At 42.6% G+C, this 20,371-nt stretch carries 23 protein-coding genes; 20 read left to right on the top strand and 3 right to left on the bottom strand.

The window, feature by feature from the left end; genetic code table 11:
• The first annotated feature begins 213 nt into the window (after positions 1-213).
• The 13 genes from flxA to AC1DQW_RS01645 all read left to right on the top strand — a co-directional run bounded on the left by flxA (position 214) and on the right by AC1DQW_RS01645 (position 10,738).
• Entirely contained in the window at positions 214-1,782 is a 1,569-nt protein-coding gene (flxA, locus tag AC1DQW_RS01585) for a flexirubin biosynthesis tyrosine ammonia-lyase FlxA (protein ID WP_477452519.1), read from the top strand.
• 45 nt (positions 1,783-1,827) lie between these two features.
• On the top strand, positions 1,828-2,556 hold the full coding sequence (flxB, locus tag AC1DQW_RS01590) for a flexirubin biosynthesis SDR family reductase FlxB (protein ID WP_477452520.1): 729 nt from the start codon (positions 1,828-1,830) through the stop codon (positions 2,554-2,556).
• A gap of 102 nt (positions 2,557-2,658) precedes the next feature.
• Positions 2,659-3,876, top strand: coding sequence for a beta-ketoacyl-[acyl-carrier-protein] synthase family protein (locus AC1DQW_RS01595; protein ID WP_477452521.1), 1,218 nt, complete (start codon positions 2,659-2,661; stop codon positions 3,874-3,876).
• Positions 3,877-3,889: 13 nt separating this feature from the next.
• On the top strand, positions 3,890-4,147 hold the full coding sequence (locus tag AC1DQW_RS01600) for a phosphopantetheine-binding protein (RefSeq protein ID WP_477401730.1): 258 nt from the start codon (positions 3,890-3,892) through the stop codon (positions 4,145-4,147).
• 68 nt (positions 4,148-4,215) lie between these two features.
• Entirely contained in the window at positions 4,216-4,638 is a 423-nt protein-coding gene (locus AC1DQW_RS01605; RefSeq protein ID WP_477452522.1) for a hotdog family protein, read from the top strand.
• Positions 4,639-4,656: 18 nt separating this feature from the next.
• Complete coding sequence (locus tag AC1DQW_RS01610; protein WP_477452523.1) at positions 4,657-5,328, top strand: hypothetical protein; 672 nt, start codon at positions 4,657-4,659, stop codon at positions 5,326-5,328.
• Positions 5,329-5,441: 113 nt separating this feature from the next.
• A complete protein-coding gene (locus AC1DQW_RS01615; RefSeq protein ID WP_477452524.1) occupies positions 5,442-5,867 on the top strand; it encodes an acyl-CoA thioesterase in 426 nt (141 codons plus the stop codon).
• 139 nt (positions 5,868-6,006) lie between these two features.
• Positions 6,007-7,257 carry an NAD(P)/FAD-dependent oxidoreductase gene (locus tag AC1DQW_RS01620; RefSeq protein WP_477452525.1) on the top strand — a complete coding sequence of 417 codons (1,251 nt, stop codon included), beginning with the start codon at positions 6,007-6,009 and terminating at the stop codon, positions 7,255-7,257.
• A gap of 5 nt (positions 7,258-7,262) precedes the next feature.
• Positions 7,263-7,520, top strand: a complete 258-nt coding sequence (locus AC1DQW_RS01625; RefSeq protein ID WP_477452526.1) for a phosphopantetheine-binding protein — start codon at positions 7,263-7,265, stop codon at positions 7,518-7,520.
• Positions 7,521-7,693: 173 nt separating this feature from the next.
• Entirely contained in the window at positions 7,694-8,335 is a 642-nt protein-coding gene (lolA2, locus tag AC1DQW_RS01630) for a flexirubin biosynthesis/transport protein LolA2 (protein WP_477452527.1), read from the top strand.
• Positions 8,298-8,930: a flexirubin biosynthesis protein LolB2 gene (gene lolB2, locus AC1DQW_RS01635; RefSeq protein WP_477452528.1), complete on the top strand. Its 633-nt coding sequence runs from the start codon at positions 8,298-8,300 to the stop codon at positions 8,928-8,930. The genes lolA2 and lolB2 overlap by 38 nt, the downstream gene beginning before the upstream one ends.
• The gene (locus tag AC1DQW_RS01640; RefSeq protein WP_477452529.1) at positions 8,931-9,296 is read left to right on the top strand and encodes an ApeI family dehydratase; all 366 of its coding nucleotides are present in this window, start codon (positions 8,931-8,933) and stop codon (positions 9,294-9,296) included.
• The gene (locus AC1DQW_RS01645; RefSeq protein ID WP_477452530.1) at positions 9,293-10,738 is read left to right on the top strand and encodes a cation:proton antiporter domain-containing protein; all 1,446 of its coding nucleotides are present in this window, start codon (positions 9,293-9,295) and stop codon (positions 10,736-10,738) included. Before AC1DQW_RS01640 ends, AC1DQW_RS01645 begins: the two co-directional genes overlap by 4 nt.
• On the opposite strand, the gene flxY is transcribed toward AC1DQW_RS01645, so the two are convergent.
• Positions 10,719-12,020 carry a flexirubin biosynthesis putative acyl-CoA ligase FlxY gene (gene flxY / locus AC1DQW_RS01650; RefSeq protein WP_477452531.1) on the bottom strand — a complete coding sequence of 434 codons (1,302 nt, stop codon included), beginning with the start codon at positions 12,018-12,020 and terminating at the stop codon, positions 10,719-10,721. The genes AC1DQW_RS01645 and flxY overlap by 20 nt on opposite strands.
• Positions 12,017-12,391: a holo-ACP synthase gene (acpS, locus tag AC1DQW_RS01655; protein WP_477452532.1), complete on the bottom strand. Its 375-nt coding sequence runs from the start codon at positions 12,389-12,391 to the stop codon at positions 12,017-12,019. Before acpS ends, flxY begins: the two co-directional genes overlap by 4 nt.
• A gap of 307 nt (positions 12,392-12,698) precedes the next feature.
• Between acpS and AC1DQW_RS01660 the strand changes: the two genes are divergently transcribed.
• A complete protein-coding gene (locus AC1DQW_RS01660) occupies positions 12,699-12,854 on the top strand; it encodes a lmo0937 family membrane protein (protein WP_477452533.1) in 156 nt (51 codons plus the stop codon).
• Between the two features lie 208 nt (positions 12,855-13,062).
• Here AC1DQW_RS01660 and AC1DQW_RS01665 read toward each other — a convergent pair whose 3' ends face one another.
• Positions 13,063-14,109 carry a hypothetical protein gene (locus AC1DQW_RS01665; protein WP_477452534.1) on the bottom strand — a complete coding sequence of 349 codons (1,047 nt, stop codon included), beginning with the start codon at positions 14,107-14,109 and terminating at the stop codon, positions 13,063-13,065.
• Between the two features lie 365 nt (positions 14,110-14,474).
• Here AC1DQW_RS01665 and AC1DQW_RS01670 point away from each other — a divergent pair, with 365 nt between their 5' ends.
• The 6 genes from AC1DQW_RS01670 (at position 14,475) to AC1DQW_RS01695 (ending at position 20,365) form a co-directional block, all read left to right on the top strand.
• Positions 14,475-15,530 carry an AAA family ATPase gene (locus AC1DQW_RS01670; RefSeq protein ID WP_477401711.1) on the top strand — a complete coding sequence of 352 codons (1,056 nt, stop codon included), beginning with the start codon at positions 14,475-14,477 and terminating at the stop codon, positions 15,528-15,530.
• A 191-nt stretch (positions 15,531-15,721) separates the two neighbouring features.
• Positions 15,722-16,603, top strand: coding sequence for a DUF58 domain-containing protein (locus AC1DQW_RS01675; RefSeq protein ID WP_477417473.1), 882 nt, complete (start codon positions 15,722-15,724; stop codon positions 16,601-16,603).
• Positions 16,600-17,562, top strand: coding sequence for a hypothetical protein (locus AC1DQW_RS01680; RefSeq protein WP_477452535.1), 963 nt, complete (start codon positions 16,600-16,602; stop codon positions 17,560-17,562). The genes AC1DQW_RS01675 and AC1DQW_RS01680 overlap by 4 nt, the downstream gene beginning before the upstream one ends.
• The gene (locus AC1DQW_RS01685) at positions 17,559-18,563 is read left to right on the top strand and encodes a vWA domain-containing protein (RefSeq protein WP_477417469.1); all 1,005 of its coding nucleotides are present in this window, start codon (positions 17,559-17,561) and stop codon (positions 18,561-18,563) included. Before AC1DQW_RS01680 ends, AC1DQW_RS01685 begins: the two co-directional genes overlap by 4 nt.
• Before the next feature lie 3 nt (positions 18,564-18,566).
• Positions 18,567-19,607 carry a vWA domain-containing protein gene (locus tag AC1DQW_RS01690; RefSeq protein ID WP_477452536.1) on the top strand — a complete coding sequence of 347 codons (1,041 nt, stop codon included), beginning with the start codon at positions 18,567-18,569 and terminating at the stop codon, positions 19,605-19,607.
• Positions 19,604-20,365 (top strand): tetratricopeptide repeat protein, encoded by a 762-nt coding sequence (locus tag AC1DQW_RS01695; protein ID WP_477452537.1) that lies wholly within the window; start codon positions 19,604-19,606, stop codon positions 20,363-20,365. The genes AC1DQW_RS01690 and AC1DQW_RS01695 overlap by 4 nt, the downstream gene beginning before the upstream one ends.
• The last annotated feature ends 6 nt before the right edge of the window (positions 20,366-20,371 follow it).

Raw genomic sequence — 20,371 nt, forward strand, 5'->3', positions numbered from 1 at the left:
GCTGTAACGTTTTCAATACTTATCCCGTCTGCATAATTACATTTATAATATATGTCAAATCACTTAACATTTAAGCCGCTAATGAGCGCCAACCCTTTATCAAACAAAGCAGCCAAATAGTATCATATCTGAAATATTTATCCTATTTTCGGACGTTTTTTATGTGAATTTTTAACACATTTTACCTTTTATTTTAATAAATATATTTAGTTCATGATACATATCGGAGGGCGGTACCTTACTGCCGATGATTTTTCCAAGATCCTGTTTGATGATGAGACGATTGGATTAGATGCATCGGTTGTAAAGAATGTAGAGGTTAATTACCAGTTTTTGCAGGGCTTTTCATCAAATAAACTGATATACGGTATTAATACCGGCTTTGGGCCAATGGCGCAATACAAGGTTAGCGAAGAAAACCTGCTGCAATTGCAGTATAACCTTATCCGCAGCCATGCTTCGGGCGGTGGCAACCTCATGCCGCCAATATTAGTGAAAGCATTGATGATTGCCCGGTTAAACAGCTTTGTGCAGGCCCGCTCCGGTGTACATATCGACCTCCCTCAGCTACTTGTTGAATTAATAAATAAAGGCGTAGCTCCCAATGTTTACGAGCACGGAGGTGTAGGCGCATCCGGCGATCTTGTACAATTAGCACATTTAGCCCTGGTACTGATTGGTGAAGGCGAAGCAGACTACAAGGGCGAACAGCATTCTACAGAAGAGCTGTTTAAAGAAATCGGAATTACTCCCCTTTCTATTAAGATCAGGGAGGGCTTAGCCATCATCAATGGCACATCGGCCATGACAGGCATTGGCATGGTGAACATTATCCAGGCAAAAAAACTGCTGGAATGGTCAATCGTATTATCGTCCATGATCAACGAAGTGGTGCAGGCTTTTGACGACCATTATTCGTACGAACTAAACGTGGTGAAACACCACAAAGGGCAAAACGAAGTTGCAGCCATTATGCGCGATGTGTTAACGGGCAGTAAAATGATCCGCGACCGCTCCGAGCACTTGTACAACCCCGATAACCTTAACCAGGAAGTATTTTTAGATAAGGTACAGGAGTATTACTCCCTGCGTTGCGTAACGCAGGTATTGGGGCCTGTTTATGATACAATTTTTGAGGTTGAGCGCGTGGTAACTGACGAGCTGAACTCGGTGAACGACAACCCGGTTATTGATCATGATAACAAGAACATTTTCCRCGGGGGCAATTTCCATGGCGATTATGTTTCCCTGGCGATGGATAAGCTGAAGATAGCCATTACCAAGCTTTGCATGCTATCAGAAAGGCAACTGAACTACCTGCTGAATGAAAAACTGAACCAAAAGTTTCCGCCGTTTGTTAACCTGGGCGTATTGGGCTTTAATTTTGGAATGCAGGGCATGCAGTTTACCGCTACATCAACCACAGCCGAAAACCAAACATTATCATACCCCATGTACCTGCATAGCATCCCTAACAATAACGATAACCAGGATATTGTAAGCATGGGCTGTAATGCTGCATTAATGACCAAACGGGTTATCGATAACACATTTGAGGTACTGGCTATACAAATGATGGCTATTTTACAGGCGATTGATCACCTGGATTGCAGCGAAAAACTATCGCCAACAACTCATACTGTTTATACCGACCTGCGGGCTATATTCCCTAAGTTTGTGGAAGACAAGCCTAAATACAAAGATATGGTGAAGGTGAAGCAATACTTTGAAAAGGCTGAGCATGTACATCTTATAAAAAAGAGAAAGTCGCACATTTTATAGCAACAGGGCAAATTATTTCAGTAAAACCATTAAACAGATCAGTAAATGAAATGTGCATTAGTAACCGGCGGATCAAGAGGAATAGGCAGGGCCGTTTGTTATAAACTGGCTTTAATGGGCTATTACGTGCTGGTTAATTATAAAAGTAACGAAACCGAGGCGCTTCATACGCTATCAACCATAAAAGAAAATGGCGGTGATGGTGAGATCATCAAATTTGATGTGGCCCGCAAAGAAGATATCAGGACCGTTTTAGGTAGCTGGATAGAAACCAATACCGAAAAATATATTGAAGTGCTGGTAAACAACGCCGGTATTAAGGATGATACCCTGATGATGTGGATGAAGGATGAGCAGTGGGACAGCGTTTTAAAAACCAGTCTCGATGGCTTCTTTTATGTTACCCAAATGGTTTTAAACGGCATGCTGGTGAAAAAGTACGGCCGTATCATTAACGTGGTATCATTGTCTGGTCTTAAAGGTTTGCCGGGGCAGGTTAATTACTCAGCTGCCAAGGCCGGTGTAATTGGTGCTACCAAGGCCCTGGCACAGGAAATAGCCCGTCGCGGGGTTACTGTTAATGCCGTGGCGCCCGGATTTATTAAAACGGATATGACCGAAGGGCTGGATGAAAAAGAATTAAAATCCATAATCCCAATAAAGCGTTTTGGTACTCCCGAGGAAGTTGCCCACGCAGTAGGCTTTTTGGCCTCGCCCGAGGCATCTTATATCACGGCCGAAGTGCTCTCGGTTAACGGAGGCCTTTATTCATAATTAATCATTTGTTTACAAAAGCATCATTTTAATATTTCAGGGGTTAAATATTTTTATTTAGTTTTAAAGTATTTGCAAATTGAATAAGCCGGCAATAGTGTTATGAACAGAGTTGTGATCACAGGGATGGGTATTTACTCGTGCATAGGGAAAACCCTTAATGAAGTAAGGGATTCGCTATTTGAGGGTAAATCAGGAATAATGCTTGATCCCGTGCGTAAGGAATTTGGTTACCGCTCGGGCTTAACCGGCTTTGTAGATAGGCCAAATCTAAAAGAAAAGCTCGACCGGAGATCACGTATTATGCTGCCCGAACAGGGCGAATATGCCTACATGGCTACCATTGAGGCATTGGCACAGGCAGGTATTGATATGGATTATCTTGACCAAAATGAAATAGGTATTCTATACGGGAACGATAGCTCGGCAAAGCCGGTGATTGATTGTACCGATATTATCCGTTTAAAAAAAGATACCATGCTGGTTGGGTCGGGTTCGGTTTTCCAAACCATGAATTCTACCGTGAGCATGAACCTGGCTACCATTTTTAAGCTTAAAGGTATTAACCTTACGGTAAGTGCCGCCTGCGCAAGCGGATCGCACGCAATTGGCCTGGGTTACCACCTCATCAAAAGTGGTTTACAGGAAGGTATTATATGCGGTGGCGCGCAGGAGCTTAACCATTTTTCGATGGGTAGTTTTGATGCGCTTTCGGCATTTTCAACTTTAGAAGCAACGCCAACAAAAGCCTCCCGCCCTTTTGACCGCAGCAGAGATGGCCTTGTTCCGAGCGGAGGTGCGGCAACTGTAATATTGGAGAGCCTTGAGTCGGCACAACGCCGGGGCGCCAATATATTGGGCGAAGTTATTGGTTACGGCTTTTCATCAAATGGCGGTCATATCTCGAACCCTACGGTTGATGGTCCTGTACGCTCTTTGGCCATGGCTTTAAGGGATGCGGGTATGGGTGCCGCAGATGTTGATTATATCAACGCGCATGCTACCTCAACCCCCGCAGGTGATGCCAGCGAGGCAAAAGCCATTCACGAAGTTTTTGGATTGAGCAAGCCTTTGGTAAGTTCCACCAAATCGATGACTGGGCATGAGTGCTGGATGGCCGGTGCAAGCGAAATAGTATATTCTATGCTGATGATGCAAAATTCGTTCATCGCGCCAAACATTAACTTCGAGAATCCGGATGAAGATTCGGCCAGGTTAAATATCGCAACAACTACAATCGAGAAAAATTTTAATGTATTTTTGTCTAATTCTTTTGGTTTTGGGGGCACAAATTCGTCCCTTATCATTAAACAATATTGAATAACCTAACCTTATGCAGTTTTTAGAGATCATAGAAAAAACAAATGCTTTTTTGGCCGAAGAGTTCGAGATCGACGTAGAAAAGATCACTCCGGAAGCAAACCTTAAAGATACCCTTGAGCTTGACAGCCTGGATTACATTGACCTTGTGGTTGTAATTGAAAGCAATTTTAGCTTTAAGGTACAGCCCGAAGATTTTGTTGGCATCGTTAACTTCCAGGATTTTTATGAATACGTAGATACCAGGGTAAACGCTAAGGAACTGGCATAATAACCAATTGGTACCGAATATTAAATGCCCGGTATTAATTAAAAAACTATTAAATCTACCTTAACCATATGTTTATTCCTCCTGCCAATACATCTGATCTTATCCCGCAAAAATTTCCATTTGTGATGATAGATAGTTTGACCTGGACGGATGAGAAAAGCAGCCGCACAACATTTTGCGTAAAGGCGGATAACGTGCTGATAGAGGATGGCGAATTTAGCGCAGGCGGACTGATAGAAAACATAGCGCAAACAGCCGCCGCAAGGGCCGGTTATCTTGCCCAAAATCAGAAAAAACCCGATTCGATAGGTTATATAGGGGCCATCAAAAACCTTGAAGTATTTTCCTTGCCTAAAATAAACGATACCTTAGAAACAGAAATTATTATTGATAATCAGATATTTGATGTTACGCTGATATCGGGAAAAGTAAAATGTGGGGAAAAAACACTGGCCCAGTGCCAGATGAAAGTATTTATAATTAAACAATAAATAAATTAAAGTCTACAAATGAAACCTACAAAAAAAACATGGCTGATAGCCTTTTTATTAACAGCAGTAAGCAGCTTACCTGCTGTAGCCCAAAGTACAAAAGCAGACATTTTTTCGGGCAGCGGCAGAATTACCTGGTTAGGCATTGATTTTACACAAACCAAATTTATAGGTACAGCTAACGCCAAAGTATTTGGCATTGGTAAAAGAGAAAATAATGGCGATGTAAGCCCGGAGGAATTCAGGGATGACTATACCTTAGGGTGGAATCGCCTGTTTGTAAACGAACAAAAAAAATATGATGTGGCCGAGTCTATTCATCACAGTTCGGTTGATTATGCCATTGACGTAGCCAAGGCTTCAAATGCTAAAGCAAAATTTGATAAACTTTATTCTGATAACCCAAGTGATTTTAAACTAATAGACGAGGCAAAGATCGCATCGGTTGTAAAAGATTATGATTTTCAGAATCATGAAGGTATTGGTTATATATTTTTTGTGAGCGGTATGAATAAGGGAATGGACAAGGCAGGTGTTTGGATAACCTTTGTTGATATGAAAGCAAAAACAGTATTACTTACCAAATACTATGAAGGCAAACCTGGGGGCTTTGGGCTTAAAAATTACTGGGCAAAAGCCTTTTTAAACGTAATGAAAGACGTAAAATACGATTACAAAAGCTGGAAATAACAAACCCGGTTTGTGGGAGTAAAATGAATTGGCGCTCTATTTAAAAGTGCCAATTCATTTTTTTAAAACAAGTACCGGGATAAATACTTATCACCGTAACTAAAAAAGATAAATTGCAAAAAACACTGATACATGCCACCGAGATAAGCGTGAAATTTAGCGAGGTAGACTCGCTGGGCATTGTGTGGCACGGGCACTATGTGCGTTATTTTGAAGATGGCCGGGAGGCTTTTGGAAAAGCATACGGTATAGACTACCTTACAGTTTACAACAACCAATACGTAACACCAATTGTAAAAATTGATTGTAATTATAAACAGGTTTTGCGGTACGGAGACAGCGTAATTATTGAAACAGAATATATACCCAGCGAAGCCGCCCGCCTCAATTTTAACTATCGCCTGTTAAACGCGGTTACCGGTGAGGTAGTGGTAACAGGCTCAACCGTGCAGGTATTTTTAAACCGCGATAATTTTGTGCTTCAATTAACCAATCCCCCGTTTTTTGAGGAGTGGAAAAAGAAACATTCGCTTGCTTAATTGGTATTATTATATTTAAAGGATTTAACAACCGCCATACTAACCTTAAATATATCATAAATAACATAAATGCTTAGGGTTTTAATTGACAAGCCAACGGCAATACTAACGATAAACAAACGCTAAAGAATTTAAATAAATGAATACGGAGAAAGTTGATGTGTTGGTAATTGGCGCTGGTCCGGCTGGTACTGTGGCGGCCTCTATTGTGAATAAGGCCGGTTTCAAAGTTAAAATTGTTGAAAAGCAAAAATTCCCCCGCTTTGTGATTGGCGAAAGCCTGCTACCCCGTTGTATGGAAGCATTAACCGAAGCGGGTTTTGTTGAGGCTGTGGAAGCAAAAGGCTTCCAGAAAAAATTTGGGGCAAAGTTTGTGAAAAATGGCGTGATCTGCGATTATTACTTTTCTGACCAGTTTACCGATGGCTGGAACTGGACCTGGCAGGCACCACGCGCCGAATTTGATAAAACCCTGGCTGATACCGTTGAAGCAATGGGCGTGCCCGTGCATTATGAAACTACCGTTACCGGTATTAAATTTAACGGATCGGATTCGGTTACCACGGTTGAGGATATTAATGGCAACCAAACACAAATAGAAGCCCGTTTTATTATAGATGGCAGCGGTTATGGCAGGGTGATACCTAAGTTGTTCAACCTGGAAAGGCCATCCAACATGTCGGAGCGGAAAGCGTTGTTTGCACATACCAATGATATCAAACGCCATTTGGGCGATGAACCAAACCGGATAACTATAGTAGTACATAAACCCGGCGTTTGGGTATGGGTTATTCCGTTTTCAAACGGCGTCACTTCATTAGGCTTTGTAGGCAACCCGGAGTTTTTTGACCAATACCAGGGCAATAACGACGAAGAAAAGCTGCGAAGCATTATAGCGTCTGAACCTTACTTGAGTGACAGGTTTGAGGACGTTGAATTTGTTTTCGATCCTAAAATATTGCAGGCATGGAGCAGTACTACCGATACCTTTTATGGTGATGGCTTTGTGCTTACCGGTAATGTAACGGAGTTTTTAGATCCCATCTTTTCATCGGGTGTAACGTTGGCCACTGTATCCAGTCAAAATGCGGCGCATTTAGTTATCCGCACCTTAAACGGCGAAACTGTTAACTGGGAAAAAGAGTATACCGAAAAGGTAATGCAGGGAGTAGATGTTTTTCGCTCCTATGTTAATGCCTGGTATGAGGGCACGCTGGATACTATTTTTTTTGCAGGGTCATTCGTGCCCGAAATAAAAAACATGATCTGTTCTGTTCTGGCGGGATATGTTTGGGATTTGGATAACCCATATGTTAAAAACCATAATAAAGCGTTAAAGAACTTAGCAAGAATTATTCAGCTAAGGGATCGGATTGATCAAAAAGTATAATAAAAATGGACAAATTAATAAATGATCTGAAAGTACAGATCATAGACCAGTTAAACTTACAGGATCTTAAACCAGAGGATATTGGCGATGACGAGTCACTGTTTGCCGATGGCCTGGGTTTAGATTCTATTGATGTTTTGGAGCTAATAGTGCTGATGCAATCAAACTATAAAATTAAACTTTCGAAGGCCGAGGATGGACCCAAGGTTTTTAAATCGGTGCGCACCATGGCAGCGTATATTACAGCTAACCAGGCAGCCTAAATAGACGCGAATATTTGCTGTACATTTATAATTAAAACGAATTTTCCCAATTTTTTAAAGAACAATGAATAGTAAAATTCGTTTTCACTTTTGTAATTAGTGCTTGTTCAAAAAATTAGCGTCAATTCGTTCCTATTTGTGAAATTCGTGTCTATTTAACTTCGATTTTAATCGTGAAAATCCATAAAGTACTTATAACGCTTGCTATATCATTGGCTGCATTAACCGCAAATGCCCAGCATCCAGGTTATACCCAGCTTACCGATCTATCCAGGTTTAAAGAACAGTTTACAGCCACGGCTCAAAAAACCACCAGCATCAAAAGTGATTTTGTGCAGGAAAAAAACCTTGGTATGCTGGCCGAAAAGATCACATCGAAGGGGAAATTCTGGTTTAAAAAAGACAACATGGTGCGGATGGAATATACCCAGCCATCCAAATACCTGATGATCATCAATAAGGACAATATCCTGGTAAAGGATGAGCAGAAAGAGAATAAAATCAATGCCGGATCAAACAAGCTCTTTAGGCAGATAAACAGAATAATTGTTGATTGCGTGCAAGGTTCTATCCTGGGCAATCCCGATTTTAAGGTTAAGGTATTCGAGAATAAAAGTAATTACCTGATTGAACTTTCGCCGTTATCAAAAGGGATCAAAGACTTTTTTAAAAGCATCAATATCTCTGTTGATAAAAAGGATAACTCGGTAAGCACCATCGATATGCAGGAACCATCGGGCGATAATACCACCATTCGTTTTATAAATAGAGAGATAAATGTCAACCTCCCGGATGCGCTTTTTGCTGCTAAGTAGTTGCCTGCTATTGCTGGTTAGCTGCTCTTCGGTTTATAAAAACCTGGAGCCCACAACCGGCAATTTTAACCACGTCTACAAATTCAGGCCCCGGTTTTCGGTTGTACTGTACAAAGCCCAAATTGATGTTACCAGCCATCATTTGAGCGGTCTGCTGCTAATGAAGGTTATGCCCGATAGCAGTACCCGCATTGTGTTTTCTAACGAGATGGGCGTAAAGTTTTTTGATTTTGCATTTTTGAAGAACGGGAGCTTTAAGGTATATTCCATTATTCAGCAAATGGATAAGGGGCCGGTGATAAAAACCCTGATGAAAGACTTTGATTTAATACTGATGCGCCAGCAGGGCAGTCATGAACGTTATATGCTGAAAGATAATGCCCACGTGTATTATGTACTGCCTCAGCAAAAAGGAGCCAACTACTATATCACCAACATGGCCGGAGACTCCTTGCTGCGGATGGAAAAATCATCAAAAAGGAAACCCGTGGCGGTTGCCACTATGATGAACTATAAAAATGGCGTACCCGACAGCATCAGTATTGAACACAAAAACTTTAAATTTACCATCGGTTTAAAAAAAACAGAACGATAAATGCTCCGGGAATCCTTTTTTCAGTTTACAAACCCGCAAACAGACGGTAATACTTCAAAAACTACCATCACGCTGAATGCCGCACACCAGATTTTTGAAGGGCACTTTCCCGGGCAGCCTGTGGTGCCGGGTGTTTGTATGATGCAAATGGTTAAAGAAGTTTTGGAACACATCCTGGGCACAAAAACCAAATTGGTAAAGGCCGGAGATATGAAGTTTTTAGCCATACTAAACCCACAGGTAAACAATTGGGCCGAGATGCAGATAACCCAAACAGCAGTTGACGATAGCACCCTTAAAGTAGATGCGCTGATTCAATACGAAGCCGCCACATTTTTTAAATTTAAAGGCGTTTTTACAAAATGAAGAAATTCAGAAGCGCGCTATTCTATATTGCCCTTATCGGCATATTCTCCTTTATAATTTATTGGCTTTTAATACATGGTAAGGATCTTGAACAAGGTCGTCATGTGGTCTTGCTTAAAACCAGCACCAAAAGCTCTGCGAGCCAGCTTGTGGATAGTTTGATGCACAACTTAACCGGTCCGCTGGCTATATTACTGGCGCAGATAGCGGTTATCATAGTTGCAGGCAATATAGCAGGTTGGATATGCAGTAAACTTGGGCAGCCTCGTGTAATAGGCGAAATTTTTGCAGGTATCGCTTTAGGTCCATCATTAATTGGTAGGTTTTTTCCGGGGTTTTCACACGCTTTATTCCCCGCCCAATCCTTAGGAACATTGCAATTTTTGAGCCAGGTTGGCCTTATCATATTCATGTTTGTGATAGGTATGGAGCTTGACTTTGGCGCCATCAAAAACAAAGCGAAAGACGCCTTGGTGATTAGCCATGCCAGTATCATTATCCCTTTTACCTTAGGCGTTGGTTTAGCCTATTTTATTTACCGGTCATTGGCGCCTGCAGGTGTTCCGTTTTTTTCATTCGGCTTGTTTTTAGGGATTTCCATGAGTATTACAGCCTTCCCGGTGCTGGCCCGCATTTGCCAGGAAAGCGGTATCAACAAAACGCGCCTTGGCGCTTTGGTTATCACCTGCGCTGCTGCCGATGATATTACCGCATGGTGTATACTTACCATAGTTATAGCTGTTGTTAAAGCCGGTTCGGCTATGAGTTTTGTATACACCGTATTAATGGCTATTGCCTACGTGCTTTTTATGCTGAAAGCCGTAAAGCCACTGTTGAAGGTGATTTACAGCCGCAATATTAAACCTGGTTATTTGGGAATCCCGGTATCAGTGTTTTTTTTAACGCTCATCGTATCAGCTTATACAACCGAGGCCATCGGCATCCATGCCCTTTTCGGGGCGTTCATGGCCGGTATTGTAATGCCCGGTAATATCAACTTCAGGGAAGTATTTATTGAGCGGATAAAAGATGTTTCCTTGTTTTTGCTGCTCCCGTTATTTTTTGTATTTACCGGTTTGCGTACACAAGTAGGCTTGTTAAATGATGCTTATTTATGGAAGATATGCGCAATGGTGACTTTAGTTGCAATTGCCGGGAAATTTGCAGGCAGCGCACTTGCCGCTAAATTTGTGGGCCAAACCTGGAAAAACAGCCTCAGTATAGGCGCATTGATGAATACCCGGGGATTGATGGAACTGATTGTGTTGAACATCGGCTTTGACCTTGGTGTACTCAACAAAGAAGTATTTGCCATGATGGTGATTATGGCGCTGGTAACCACCTTCATGACCGTGCCTATTTTGGATGTGATTAATAAGGTGTTTGGTAAAGCCACGGAGGACGAAGTACCTCAACCCACCACTATTTCCGGCGATCAATAAATTTAAATGGTTTCCGACCCGATTCTTTGTACTGCATTTGCTGGATCTCATCATACTGCACATAGGTAACATGCGGACTAACCCGCAACCTTGCCTGTAGATTGGCCCGGATCTTCCGGTCGCACTCATCGGTATAATTAACGGGGAGGATATGCAGCAGCACCTCATCCATTCCTATCTCGTTTGAATAAACTTCGGCCACAAAATCCAGGATCTCTTCCATTCCGTTCAACAGATCAAAAAGGGAAGGCGGATAAAGCGTGGTCCCTTTAAATTTGATCATTTGTTTTTTACGGCCGATTATAGGCGATAACCGTAAAGTTGTACGCCCGCATTTGCAGGGTTCATCAAAATATTGACAAATATCGCCGGTTTTATAACGCAAAAGGGGCATCCCTTCAACACCTAAGGTTGTAATAGTTACCTCGCCCGGTTCGCCTGGTGCAACTTGCTGATTTTGCTCGTCGAGCAGTTCTACAATCAGTAATTCGGGCTGGTGGTGGCCTCCTTTGCCTTGTCCACATTCCGTAAACGCTGTTTGCATTTCGGTAGAGGCATAAGTAGAATAGAGCTTGACGTCCCAGGCATCTGTAATTTTTTTACCGAGAATATTTAAAGAAAAATCAGTATTCCGAATATTCTCGCCGATACAAATTGCCTTTTTTACGGTGCTCGCATTGATATCGATGTTGTGCTCACCGGCATATTGGATCAGCTTATAAATAAACGATGGAACTGCAACAATAGCAGTTGGCTTTAATCTTAAAATAGTATCCCACTGTAAAGAAGGTACACCTGGCCCCAGCCGGATAATGCCCGCACCTATCATACGGATGCCTGAGTAATAAGCCAGCCCGGCCATAAACTGCCTGTCGAGCGTAAGCATCAGCTGGTACACGTCATCGGGCCTGCCATCGGCACAAATAAACGAGCCGTATTCGTTATAGGTAAGTCGCTGCAGATCGTTCTCGGTAAGTGCAACAGTGACAGGGCTGCCCAAGGTGCCCGAAGTAGAACTGTATTCGATGATCTTATCACGGCTTACGCACATAAAATCATCATTCCGCATCTGCAGATCCTCCTTAACCGTAGTAGGGATCCGTTTCAGGTCATCGAGCGATTTTATATCGTCAATAAGGATATCGTTAGCGGCAAACAGCTTTTTATAAAAAGGCGAATTCTGGTTAAGGTAAACCAATAGTTGCTGCAGCTTTTGCTCCTGCATAGCAACTATCTCTTCATTTGACTGATGTATTGGTGTATGTGCTGATTGCGCTGTCACTTTTCTATAATTACGATGGCTGATGCTATTGTTTTAAGGTGGGTTAATGATACGGAAATTTTTAATGGTCCCTGCTGTTTTAATGTTTCGGCAGTTTGCCCAATTAATGTAAGTTCGGGTTTTCCATCGGCATTATTGCTTATCTCAATCTCGTTAAAAGCGGTTCCGTTTAACCAGCCGGTACCCAGTGCCTTAAAAAAAGCCTCTTTAGCCGCAAACCTGCCTGCATAATGCTGGTATTTATCGGCCTTAAGCTCGCAGTAGCTAATCTCCTTTGCAGAGAATACCAGTTCACGAAAGCCGCTTTCTTTGGCAATTTTAATGGCCACGCGGTCAACTTCTATCATATCTATCCCAACACCGGCAACCATCAGTTTTTATCAGGTTAAGTTTATTTATAATGCAGCGTAATCTTATTCATGATTACAACACCATCTGCAAAAATAATATTTGCTTTGTATTTTGAGGGATATATTTAGCTGCAGGATCATTTTCTCCGACTGAGACAGTATGCCTGTATGCCTGTGTTTTCTTGTCCCGCTCAATGTCTCCATAATGGATACCTTGTTGTGTATCACGCCGGGCCACTAACGAGTCCCGGTTAACTTTTTAAAACATTTTCCCGTCAACGGGTATTATATATCTATCTATGAAATCATTAACTAAAAACAAATTACCATGAACTCACTATTGTATATAATTGCCGTTATCCTGATAATTGGCTGGGCAATCGGCGTGTTTTTTACTTCTGTAGGCAGCCTCATCCATATATTACTGGTGATTGCTATAATTGCCGTATTGTTAGGTATCATCAGAAGACCAACGGCTATTTAAGCCGAAGAAAAATATAGTTCCAACATTGGGGCTTGCTTAGCCCACTGGCAACCGTACCGGTCACAAAAGCCGCCCTGTTGCAAGCCGCTGCCGAAGTAAAAAAAGCGCTGGCTAAAAAAAGCCCCTCACTATATAAACAAACATTAAGCCGCTACGCAAACACGCAGCGGCTTAATGTTTTGCCCCGATTACAATGTTGTATTAATGATTAAAACTCCACGTAAGCCAAAACTGTGTTTTGTTTCTTACTTCCATTGGCATCGGTAATAATCAAAACGCCTTTACGATACAGTGTTAACCCTTCCCAATTATTCTTATATCCGGGGAAGGTGGCCACCTGCTCCCATTTGCTGTCCTTTCGGTTTTTAAGCCTCACAATCCGGGCATAAGTGGTTTTAGATGATTGTAAATACCCGGTATCTTTAATCAAACTATCACGAAGATTGGGGATCGTGTTTTTTATATTCTCTTCCTGGTGTTTAAGCTTATCGTTATCCAGGTAATATTTATAATCGCCGTTCCAGAAGTAGTTGATACCATAAATTGCATCTTTAGCACCAGGGGTAATATCCGTTACCCTGAAATATAGCTGAGCGGCCTTAATAGCTTCCGGCTTTTTGGCAAACGAGGTATCAATTAAATAGCCCTGCCCGCCGGCTGGCATCCCGTTATATTCGTAATAAGCAAGCAACTTTTTTTCCTGGGGCAGCCAGGTAACAGCCTCAAAGCCTGCGTTGTAAATAAGTTCCGGTCGTTTTAGGTTGACGATGTGCAGCGGATCAACAATTACCTGGTTGTTAACGGTATCGAGCCTGGCTTTCAGCAGGTAGCAATTTTCATATTTATCATCAGTCTCGATAGATAAAAATACGGTATTGTTTACAATGCTTATCGCCTCAAAGCCCTCGTATTTACCGACCACATTCTCCGGCAGTTTATCAAGGTTTATCACCTTCAGGGTTTTATAGGCTGATAATGCACTATCCTTGCCATCAACCACGCGACTAATGCTATCGGTAAGCAGACTATAGATCAAAAATTCGCCTTTTAAATTATCCTTTTTTACCAGGGTTTTATGGTCGCCATATTGTGGCAGCAGGTATACACGGTTGCCGTAGTTACACATGCCCGAATACTCTTCGCCAACTCCGCTGATTGCATTTGGCAAGGGAATGATTTTGTATTTATTTTGACCATAAGCAAAGGCAGAGAAACACAAGGTTGCGGCTAATAGCAACGGGAGTTTTTTACACATATGGATTATACTGATACAAAACTAAATATACATTTTATTTTGGTTGTAATGTAAGAGTTACCTGCAGGTAAAAAAAGGGGTTCGGGTTGCGGGTTGCGAGGTTCGGGGATTTGTTATTGCGGGCGATGCTTATTGCAAACGACAATATATGGCGAAGGAGATATGCCCCGCACCTCGTTCCACGCATCCCGCAACCCGCAACTCGAACCTCCCAACCCGCGCCAAATTCCTCCCCGCCGCCAATAAAACCCTATATTTACAGCTAACACTAAAAGATTTAACAAAATTTAACATTTAAAGGTGGAATTTTTTTAGAAGAAAAAAGTTTGTGTGTTTAAGTTTGCTCTCGAAATAAAAAAGGGTTCATGGAAGAATTAAATATTAATACCGAAAATGTTTCATCGGGCGCTGTTACCGGTAGCACATCGTATTCAACCGATATCAGGGCGCTGAACGAAATGATACAAAAGGAAAGTGCCTTTATCGATCTGCTTAAAATGGAGATGGATAAAGTGATCATTGGGCAAAAATATATGGTTGAACGTTTGCTGATCGGTTTATTAGCCGATGGGCATATCCTGCTGGAAGGTGTACCGGGACTGGCAAAAACCTTAGCCATCAATACGCTGGCCAAAGCTATCCAGGCTGATTATAGCCGGATCCAGTTTACTCCCGATTTGTTACCTGCCGATTTGGTTGGTACCATGATCTATAACCAGAAAAAGGAAGAGTTCATTGTTCGTAAAGGTCCGTTGTTCTCCAACTTCATTCTTGCCGATGAGATCAACCGTGCACCTGCCAAAGTGCAGAGCGCATTGTTAGAGGCCATGCAAGAACGCCAGGTAACCATTGGGGATAACACCTTCCCGCTGCCAAATCCATTTTTGGTGCTGGCAACCCAAAACCCTATTGAACAGGAAGGTACCTACCCGCTGCCGGAGGCGCAGGTTGACCGTTTTATGTTGAAAGTGGTGATTACTTACCCGGATAAGGAAGAAGAAAAGAAAATTATCCGCGCCAACATATTACCCGGCGGTATGCTGAAACCTTCACCGATCATTAAGCCCGAAGAAATCGTTCGAGCACGTAAGATCGTTCGCGAGGTTTATATGGACGAGAAGATTGAGCAATACATCATCGATATTGTTTTCGCTACCCGTTTCCCCGAGCAGTTTAAACTGGCGCATTATAAAAACCTCATCACTTTTGGCGCATCGCCAAGAGCGAGTATCAACCTGGCTTTGGCTGCCAAGGCTTATGCCTTCATCAAGCGCCGCGGTTATGTGATCCCGGAGGATGTGCGTGCTATTTGCCATGACGTGTTACGCCACCGTATAGGTTTAAGTTACGAGGCAGAGGCGGAGAATATCACCAGCGAAAATATTATTACGGGGATATTGAACGCTGTAGAGGTACCGTAAGGCATTTTGCCCTCGTTAAACGCCGTTGCCATTTTGATGAGCCAGCGGAGGGCATGAGGGCAAGGTCCGATCTGCACAGCCTGACGCGGGGTGTATAAGATTTCTCACTATCATTCGAAATGACACTTTTTTGATTTTAAAAAATTACAAATAAAAGTCTTCTCCTTTAGGAGAGGATTTAGGAGGGGTTAATGGCTAAGGATACCAAAGAACTGCTAAAAAAGGTAAGGAAGATTGAGATAAAAACCCGTGGGTTAAGTAACCACTTATTTTCGGGCGAATATCATTCGGCTTTCAAGGGGCGGGGTATGGCCTTTAGCGAAGTGCGCGAGTACCAGCTTGGCGATGAGATCCGTACCATCGACTGGAACGTTACCGCCCGTTTTAACCATCCCTATGTAAAGGTGTTCGACGAGGAGCGCGAGCTTACCGTTATGCTGCTGATGGATGTGAGCGGATCGGAAAACTTTGGGACCCAAAACCAGCAAAAGCAGGACCTGGCTACAGAACTTTGCGCGGTGCTTGCCTTTTCGGCCATCCAAAATAATGATAAAGTAGGGGTGATATTTTTTAGCGATAAGATAGAAAAGTTCATCCCACCCAAAAAGGGACGTACCCATATCCTGATGATCATCAGGGAGCTGATAGATTTTAAGCCGGAGAATAAAGGTACTAACGTTGCTGTGGCTTTGAAATATTTTACCAGCGTTATCAAAAAGAAATGTACAGCATTTATTCTTTCAGACTTTATCAGCCCCGGTTTTGAGGATGAGCTGAAGATAGCCAACAAAAAGCACGATATTATTGCGTTAAGGCTGTATGATAAACATGAGGAAGAGTTTCCGAACCTCGGCCTTATCCCGATGAAGGATGAGGAAACAGGCGAACTGCTTTGGGTAAATACAGCCGATGCGCATGTGCGCAATGCCTTTAAGGCCGATGGACTAAGAAGGAATGGCATGTTGAAGGATACATTTAAAAAATCTGGTGTTGATTTTACCAGCATCGGCACTCATGAATCATACGTAAAACCATTAATGACACTATTTAAAAAGCGGGAAGGCCGGAGATGATCAAGTTTTTTAAATATTCCCTGGTACTATTGCTTACAGGTACTTTTTACAACGCTTTTGCCCAGGCCCCACAGGCGGGAGCAAAGCTGGACAGGGCCACCATACTAATTGGCGAGCAAACTCAACTACACCTGAGTATCAAATTCCATGTGAAGGATAAGGTGGAATTCCCAGTGCTGGCAGATTCTATTGCCGGGAAGGTGCAGATTGTGAGCAGCAAAACAGACACCCTGTTTGATAAAAACGATGTAAGCTTAGAAACTATCCATAAAAGTTATACCATTACCGGTTTTGATAGTGGTGCGTATGTAATACCATCATATGCATTTAAAACTACCGCAGGGCCGGCTTTTACTCAGCCGCTTACCTTAATGGTGCAGCCGGTAGCCGTAGATACCACCAAAGCTTTTTATGATATTAAACAGCCGCTTGCTATAAAATATTCATTTATGGATTGGCTGCGCGATAACTGGCCATGGGTTGTTGGCGGACTACTTGTTATTTTAATTATAGCCGGCATTATTTATTACCTTAAAACAAGGCCCCAAAAGGTGGTAGTTATTGAGCCGCCGAAACCTAAGGTACCGGCCCATATTATAGCCTTGCAAAAACTTAATGCGCTGCGCGATAAAAAGCAATGGCAACAGGAACAACAGGTAAAGCAGTTTTATATTGAACTGAGCGAGGTGATTCGCGAATACCTGGAGAACAGGTATGCCATAACAGCGCACGAACAAACATCCGAGGAGATTTTTGCAAGTTTGAGGTTTATGGATATTGCCGATGAGAACCGGAATACGCTGCGCCAGACGCTTATCCTTGCCGATTTGGTGAAATTCGCCAAAGAAAAACCACTGCCTTTTGAAAATGAGCAAAGCCTAGAAAATGCAATCGGTTTTGTAAACAAAACACAGCAGGTATATCAGCCACAAACAGCTAAAGAAGAGGGGAACAAATGAGCTGGTTTAACGGAATAGAATTTGCCCATCCCGGATTTTTCTGGTTACTTATCAGCATACCGCTTATGGTTGGCTGGTACATCTGGAAACAAAAGCAACTGCAGGGTAGCCTGGGTGTGCCTGCCATAAAGGGATTTACAATAATTAAAAAAAGCATGCTGCCAAAGTTCAGGCATTATGCAATTGTGCTGCGCTCATTAGCTATGGCTGCGTTGGTTGTAGCACTGGCAAGGCCTCAGTCCTCATTAAGCTGGCAAAACAGCACCACTGAGGGGATTGATATCATCATCGCCTCAGATATCTCGGGTAGTATGCTGGCGGAGGATTTTAAGCCTAACCGCCTGGAGGCCGGCAAAGAGATAGCCATTGATTTTATAAAAGGCCGCCCTGATGACCGCATTGGTTTGGTGGTTTTTAGTGGTGAAAGCTTTACACAATGCCCGCTCACTATTGACCATAGTGTGCTTATTAATATGTACAGCGATATCAAAAACGGGATGATCACCGATGGCACTGCCATCGGTATGGGGCTGGCAACTGCCGTGAACCGCCTGCGTGGCAGCGAAGCCAAAAGTAAGGTAGTGATATTGCTCACCGATGGTTCCAACAACTCCGGTTCGATACCGCCCATAACCGCTGCAGAAATTGCCAGGCAATTTAAGGTACGAGTGTATACAGTAGGTTTGGGGACCAATGGCTTTGCGCCATACCCGGTACAAACGCCTATGGGGGTACAGTACCAGCGCATGCCGGTAGTTATTGATGAAGGTACACTATCAAAAATTGCCAGTATTACCGGCGGCAAATATTTCAGGGCCACTAATAACGAAACACTTAAGAATATTTACACACAGATAGATAAGCTTGAGAAAGCTAAGATTGATGTTACCCAGTACCGCAAAAAAACAGAAATGTTTTTGCCATGGGCCATTATTGCGCTGGTTTTATTATCGCTTGAATTTGTATTAAAAAACACCCTGTTTAAAGGGGCTTTAACTTAATAGATGCTACGTTTTGCACATATAGAATTTTTATGGGGATTGGTTATTATACCGGTGTTCATCATCCTGTTTTTAACGGTGAGCATCTGGAAAAAGAAAGCCATCTCATCGCTTGGGGATAAAAATGTGGTGAAGTTAATGATGCCACAGGTTTCTATGTCGAGACCGTGGTGGAAGTTTATATTCTTTTTGGTTGCTTACGCGATATTGATAGTAGGCACTGCCGACCCACAGATAGGTTCAAAAACCGAGGAGGTAAAACGCAAAGGTGCCGACCTGATGATCCTGCTTGATGTATCCAACAGTATGCTTGCACAGGACCTTGCGCCTAATCGCCTGGAGAATGCCAAGCGGGCTATTGCCCAGTTGGTTGACCGTTTACATAACGATCGTATTGGTATCATCGTGTTTGCAGGGCAGGCCTATGTGCAGCTGCCCATCACAACAGATTACTCGGCAGCAAAGCTATTCCTCAATACCATCAACACCGATATGGTGCCCACACAAGGCACGGCAATAGGTGCGGCAATAGATTTGGGCATGCAATCGTTTGATTTTAAGAACGGAACAGGCAAGGCCATGATCATTATTACCGATGGTGAAAACCATGAAGATAACGCGGTAGAAGCAGCCTCAAACGCCAAAAACCGGGATGTATCTGTACATGTGGTTGGCGTTGGCTCGCAGGAAGGCGCTCCTATCCCCATTTATGAAAATGGTCGCCCGGCAGGTTTCCATACCGATAGTGTTGGCCAGCAGGTGATAAGTAAGTTAAACGAGGATATGGGTAAGGAGATATCTGCAGCAGGCGGCGGTGTTTACGTGAGGGCTAATAATACCAACAGCGGGCTGGGCATTGTGATGGACCAGATCAACAAAATGCAGCGTAAAACTTTGGATACCAAGTCATTTAAGGATTTTGAAGACAGGTTTCAGTTTTTCCTGGCCATCGCATTTGTATTGCTGCTGATAGAGTTTTTTATATCAAACCGTAAAAACATGCGGCTGAGCGGGATAAAATTATTTGAAGTAAAAAAGTCATGAAGCAATTGATCATCGTTGTATTATTGGTACTGCAGGCTTCATTCCTTTTTGCCCAGCAGGAGAAAAAGTACATTAAAAAAGGTAACGAGCTTTACCTGGAAAAGAATTATAAAGAAGCCGAAGAGAACTACCGTAAATCTGTCGGAAAAACCGATAAAACGGTTGAGGGTAACTTTAACCTGGGCGATGCCCTGTACAAACAAAAGAAATTTGATGAGGCCCAGCAGCAATTTAATAAGATTGCAACTACATCAAACAATAAACAGGTTTTGGCCAATGCCTACCATAATTTAGGAAATTCCCTGCTGGAGAAGAAAAAGCTTGAAGAAAGTATTGCCGCCTATAAAAAATCGTTGCTGAATAACCCGACCGATAACCAAACCCGGTATAACCTGGCGTACGCCCAAAAAATGCTGAAAAAACAGCAGGACGATAAAAAGAAGCAGGACAAGAATAACAAAAACGATAAGAACAAAGACAAGGACAAAAAGAATAACGACGATAAGAACAAGGACGATAAAAACAAAGATAAGGACAAAAAAGATCAGGATAAAGACAAGAAAAATCAAGATAAGGATAAGAAAGATCAAGATAAAAAGGACCAGGATCAGCAAAACCAGCCGCAGCCCAATAACGTATCAAAAGATGATGCCGAGCGGATGCTGGAAGCCCTGAACAATGATGAAAAGCAAACGCAGGATAAGCTGAAAAATAAAAAGCTGAAAGGGGCAAGGGTAAAAATCTCCAAAGACTGGTAAGCCCTA

It is taken from the genome of Mucilaginibacter sp. P5_A4, from assembly GCF_056400605.1.

Excerpts from the sequence above, each read along its gene's own strand:
- flxB (WP_477452520.1), top strand. The coding sequence starts at position 1,828 with ATGAAATGTGCATTAGTAACCGGCGGATCAAGAGGAATAGGCAGGGCC.
- AC1DQW_RS01595 (WP_477452521.1), top strand. The coding sequence starts at position 2,659 with ATGAACAGAGTTGTGATCACAGGGATGGGTATTTACTCGTGCATAGGG.
- AC1DQW_RS01600 (WP_477401730.1), top strand. The coding sequence starts at position 3,890 with ATGCAGTTTTTAGAGATCATAGAAAAAACAAATGCTTTTTTGGCCGAA.
- AC1DQW_RS01605 (WP_477452522.1), top strand. The coding sequence starts at position 4,216 with ATGTTTATTCCTCCTGCCAATACATCTGATCTTATCCCGCAAAAATTT.
- AC1DQW_RS01610 (WP_477452523.1), top strand. The coding sequence starts at position 4,657 with ATGAAACCTACAAAAAAAACATGGCTGATAGCCTTTTTATTAACAGCA.
- AC1DQW_RS01620 (WP_477452525.1), top strand. The coding sequence starts at position 6,007 with ATGAATACGGAGAAAGTTGATGTGTTGGTAATTGGCGCTGGTCCGGCT.
- AC1DQW_RS01625 (WP_477452526.1), top strand. The coding sequence starts at position 7,263 with ATGGACAAATTAATAAATGATCTGAAAGTACAGATCATAGACCAGTTA.
- lolB2 (WP_477452528.1), top strand. The coding sequence starts at position 8,298 with ATGTCAACCTCCCGGATGCGCTTTTTGCTGCTAAGTAGTTGCCTGCTA.
- AC1DQW_RS01640 (WP_477452529.1), top strand. The coding sequence starts at position 8,931 with ATGCTCCGGGAATCCTTTTTTCAGTTTACAAACCCGCAAACAGACGGT.
- AC1DQW_RS01645 (WP_477452530.1), top strand. The coding sequence starts at position 9,293 with ATGAAGAAATTCAGAAGCGCGCTATTCTATATTGCCCTTATCGGCATA.
- acpS (WP_477452532.1), bottom strand. The coding sequence starts at position 12,391 with ATGGTTGCCGGTGTTGGGATAGATATGATAGAAGTTGACCGCGTGGCC.
- AC1DQW_RS01660 (WP_477452533.1), top strand. The coding sequence starts at position 12,699 with ATGAACTCACTATTGTATATAATTGCCGTTATCCTGATAATTGGCTGG.
- AC1DQW_RS01665 (WP_477452534.1), bottom strand. The coding sequence starts at position 14,109 with ATGTGTAAAAAACTCCCGTTGCTATTAGCCGCAACCTTGTGTTTCTCT.
- AC1DQW_RS01670 (WP_477401711.1), top strand. The coding sequence starts at position 14,475 with ATGGAAGAATTAAATATTAATACCGAAAATGTTTCATCGGGCGCTGTT.
- AC1DQW_RS01675 (WP_477417473.1), top strand. The coding sequence starts at position 15,722 with ATGGCTAAGGATACCAAAGAACTGCTAAAAAAGGTAAGGAAGATTGAG.
- AC1DQW_RS01680 (WP_477452535.1), top strand. The coding sequence starts at position 16,600 with ATGATCAAGTTTTTTAAATATTCCCTGGTACTATTGCTTACAGGTACT.
- AC1DQW_RS01685 (WP_477417469.1), top strand. The coding sequence starts at position 17,559 with ATGAGCTGGTTTAACGGAATAGAATTTGCCCATCCCGGATTTTTCTGG.
- AC1DQW_RS01690 (WP_477452536.1), top strand. The coding sequence starts at position 18,567 with ATGCTACGTTTTGCACATATAGAATTTTTATGGGGATTGGTTATTATA.
- AC1DQW_RS01695 (WP_477452537.1), top strand. The coding sequence starts at position 19,604 with ATGAAGCAATTGATCATCGTTGTATTATTGGTACTGCAGGCTTCATTC.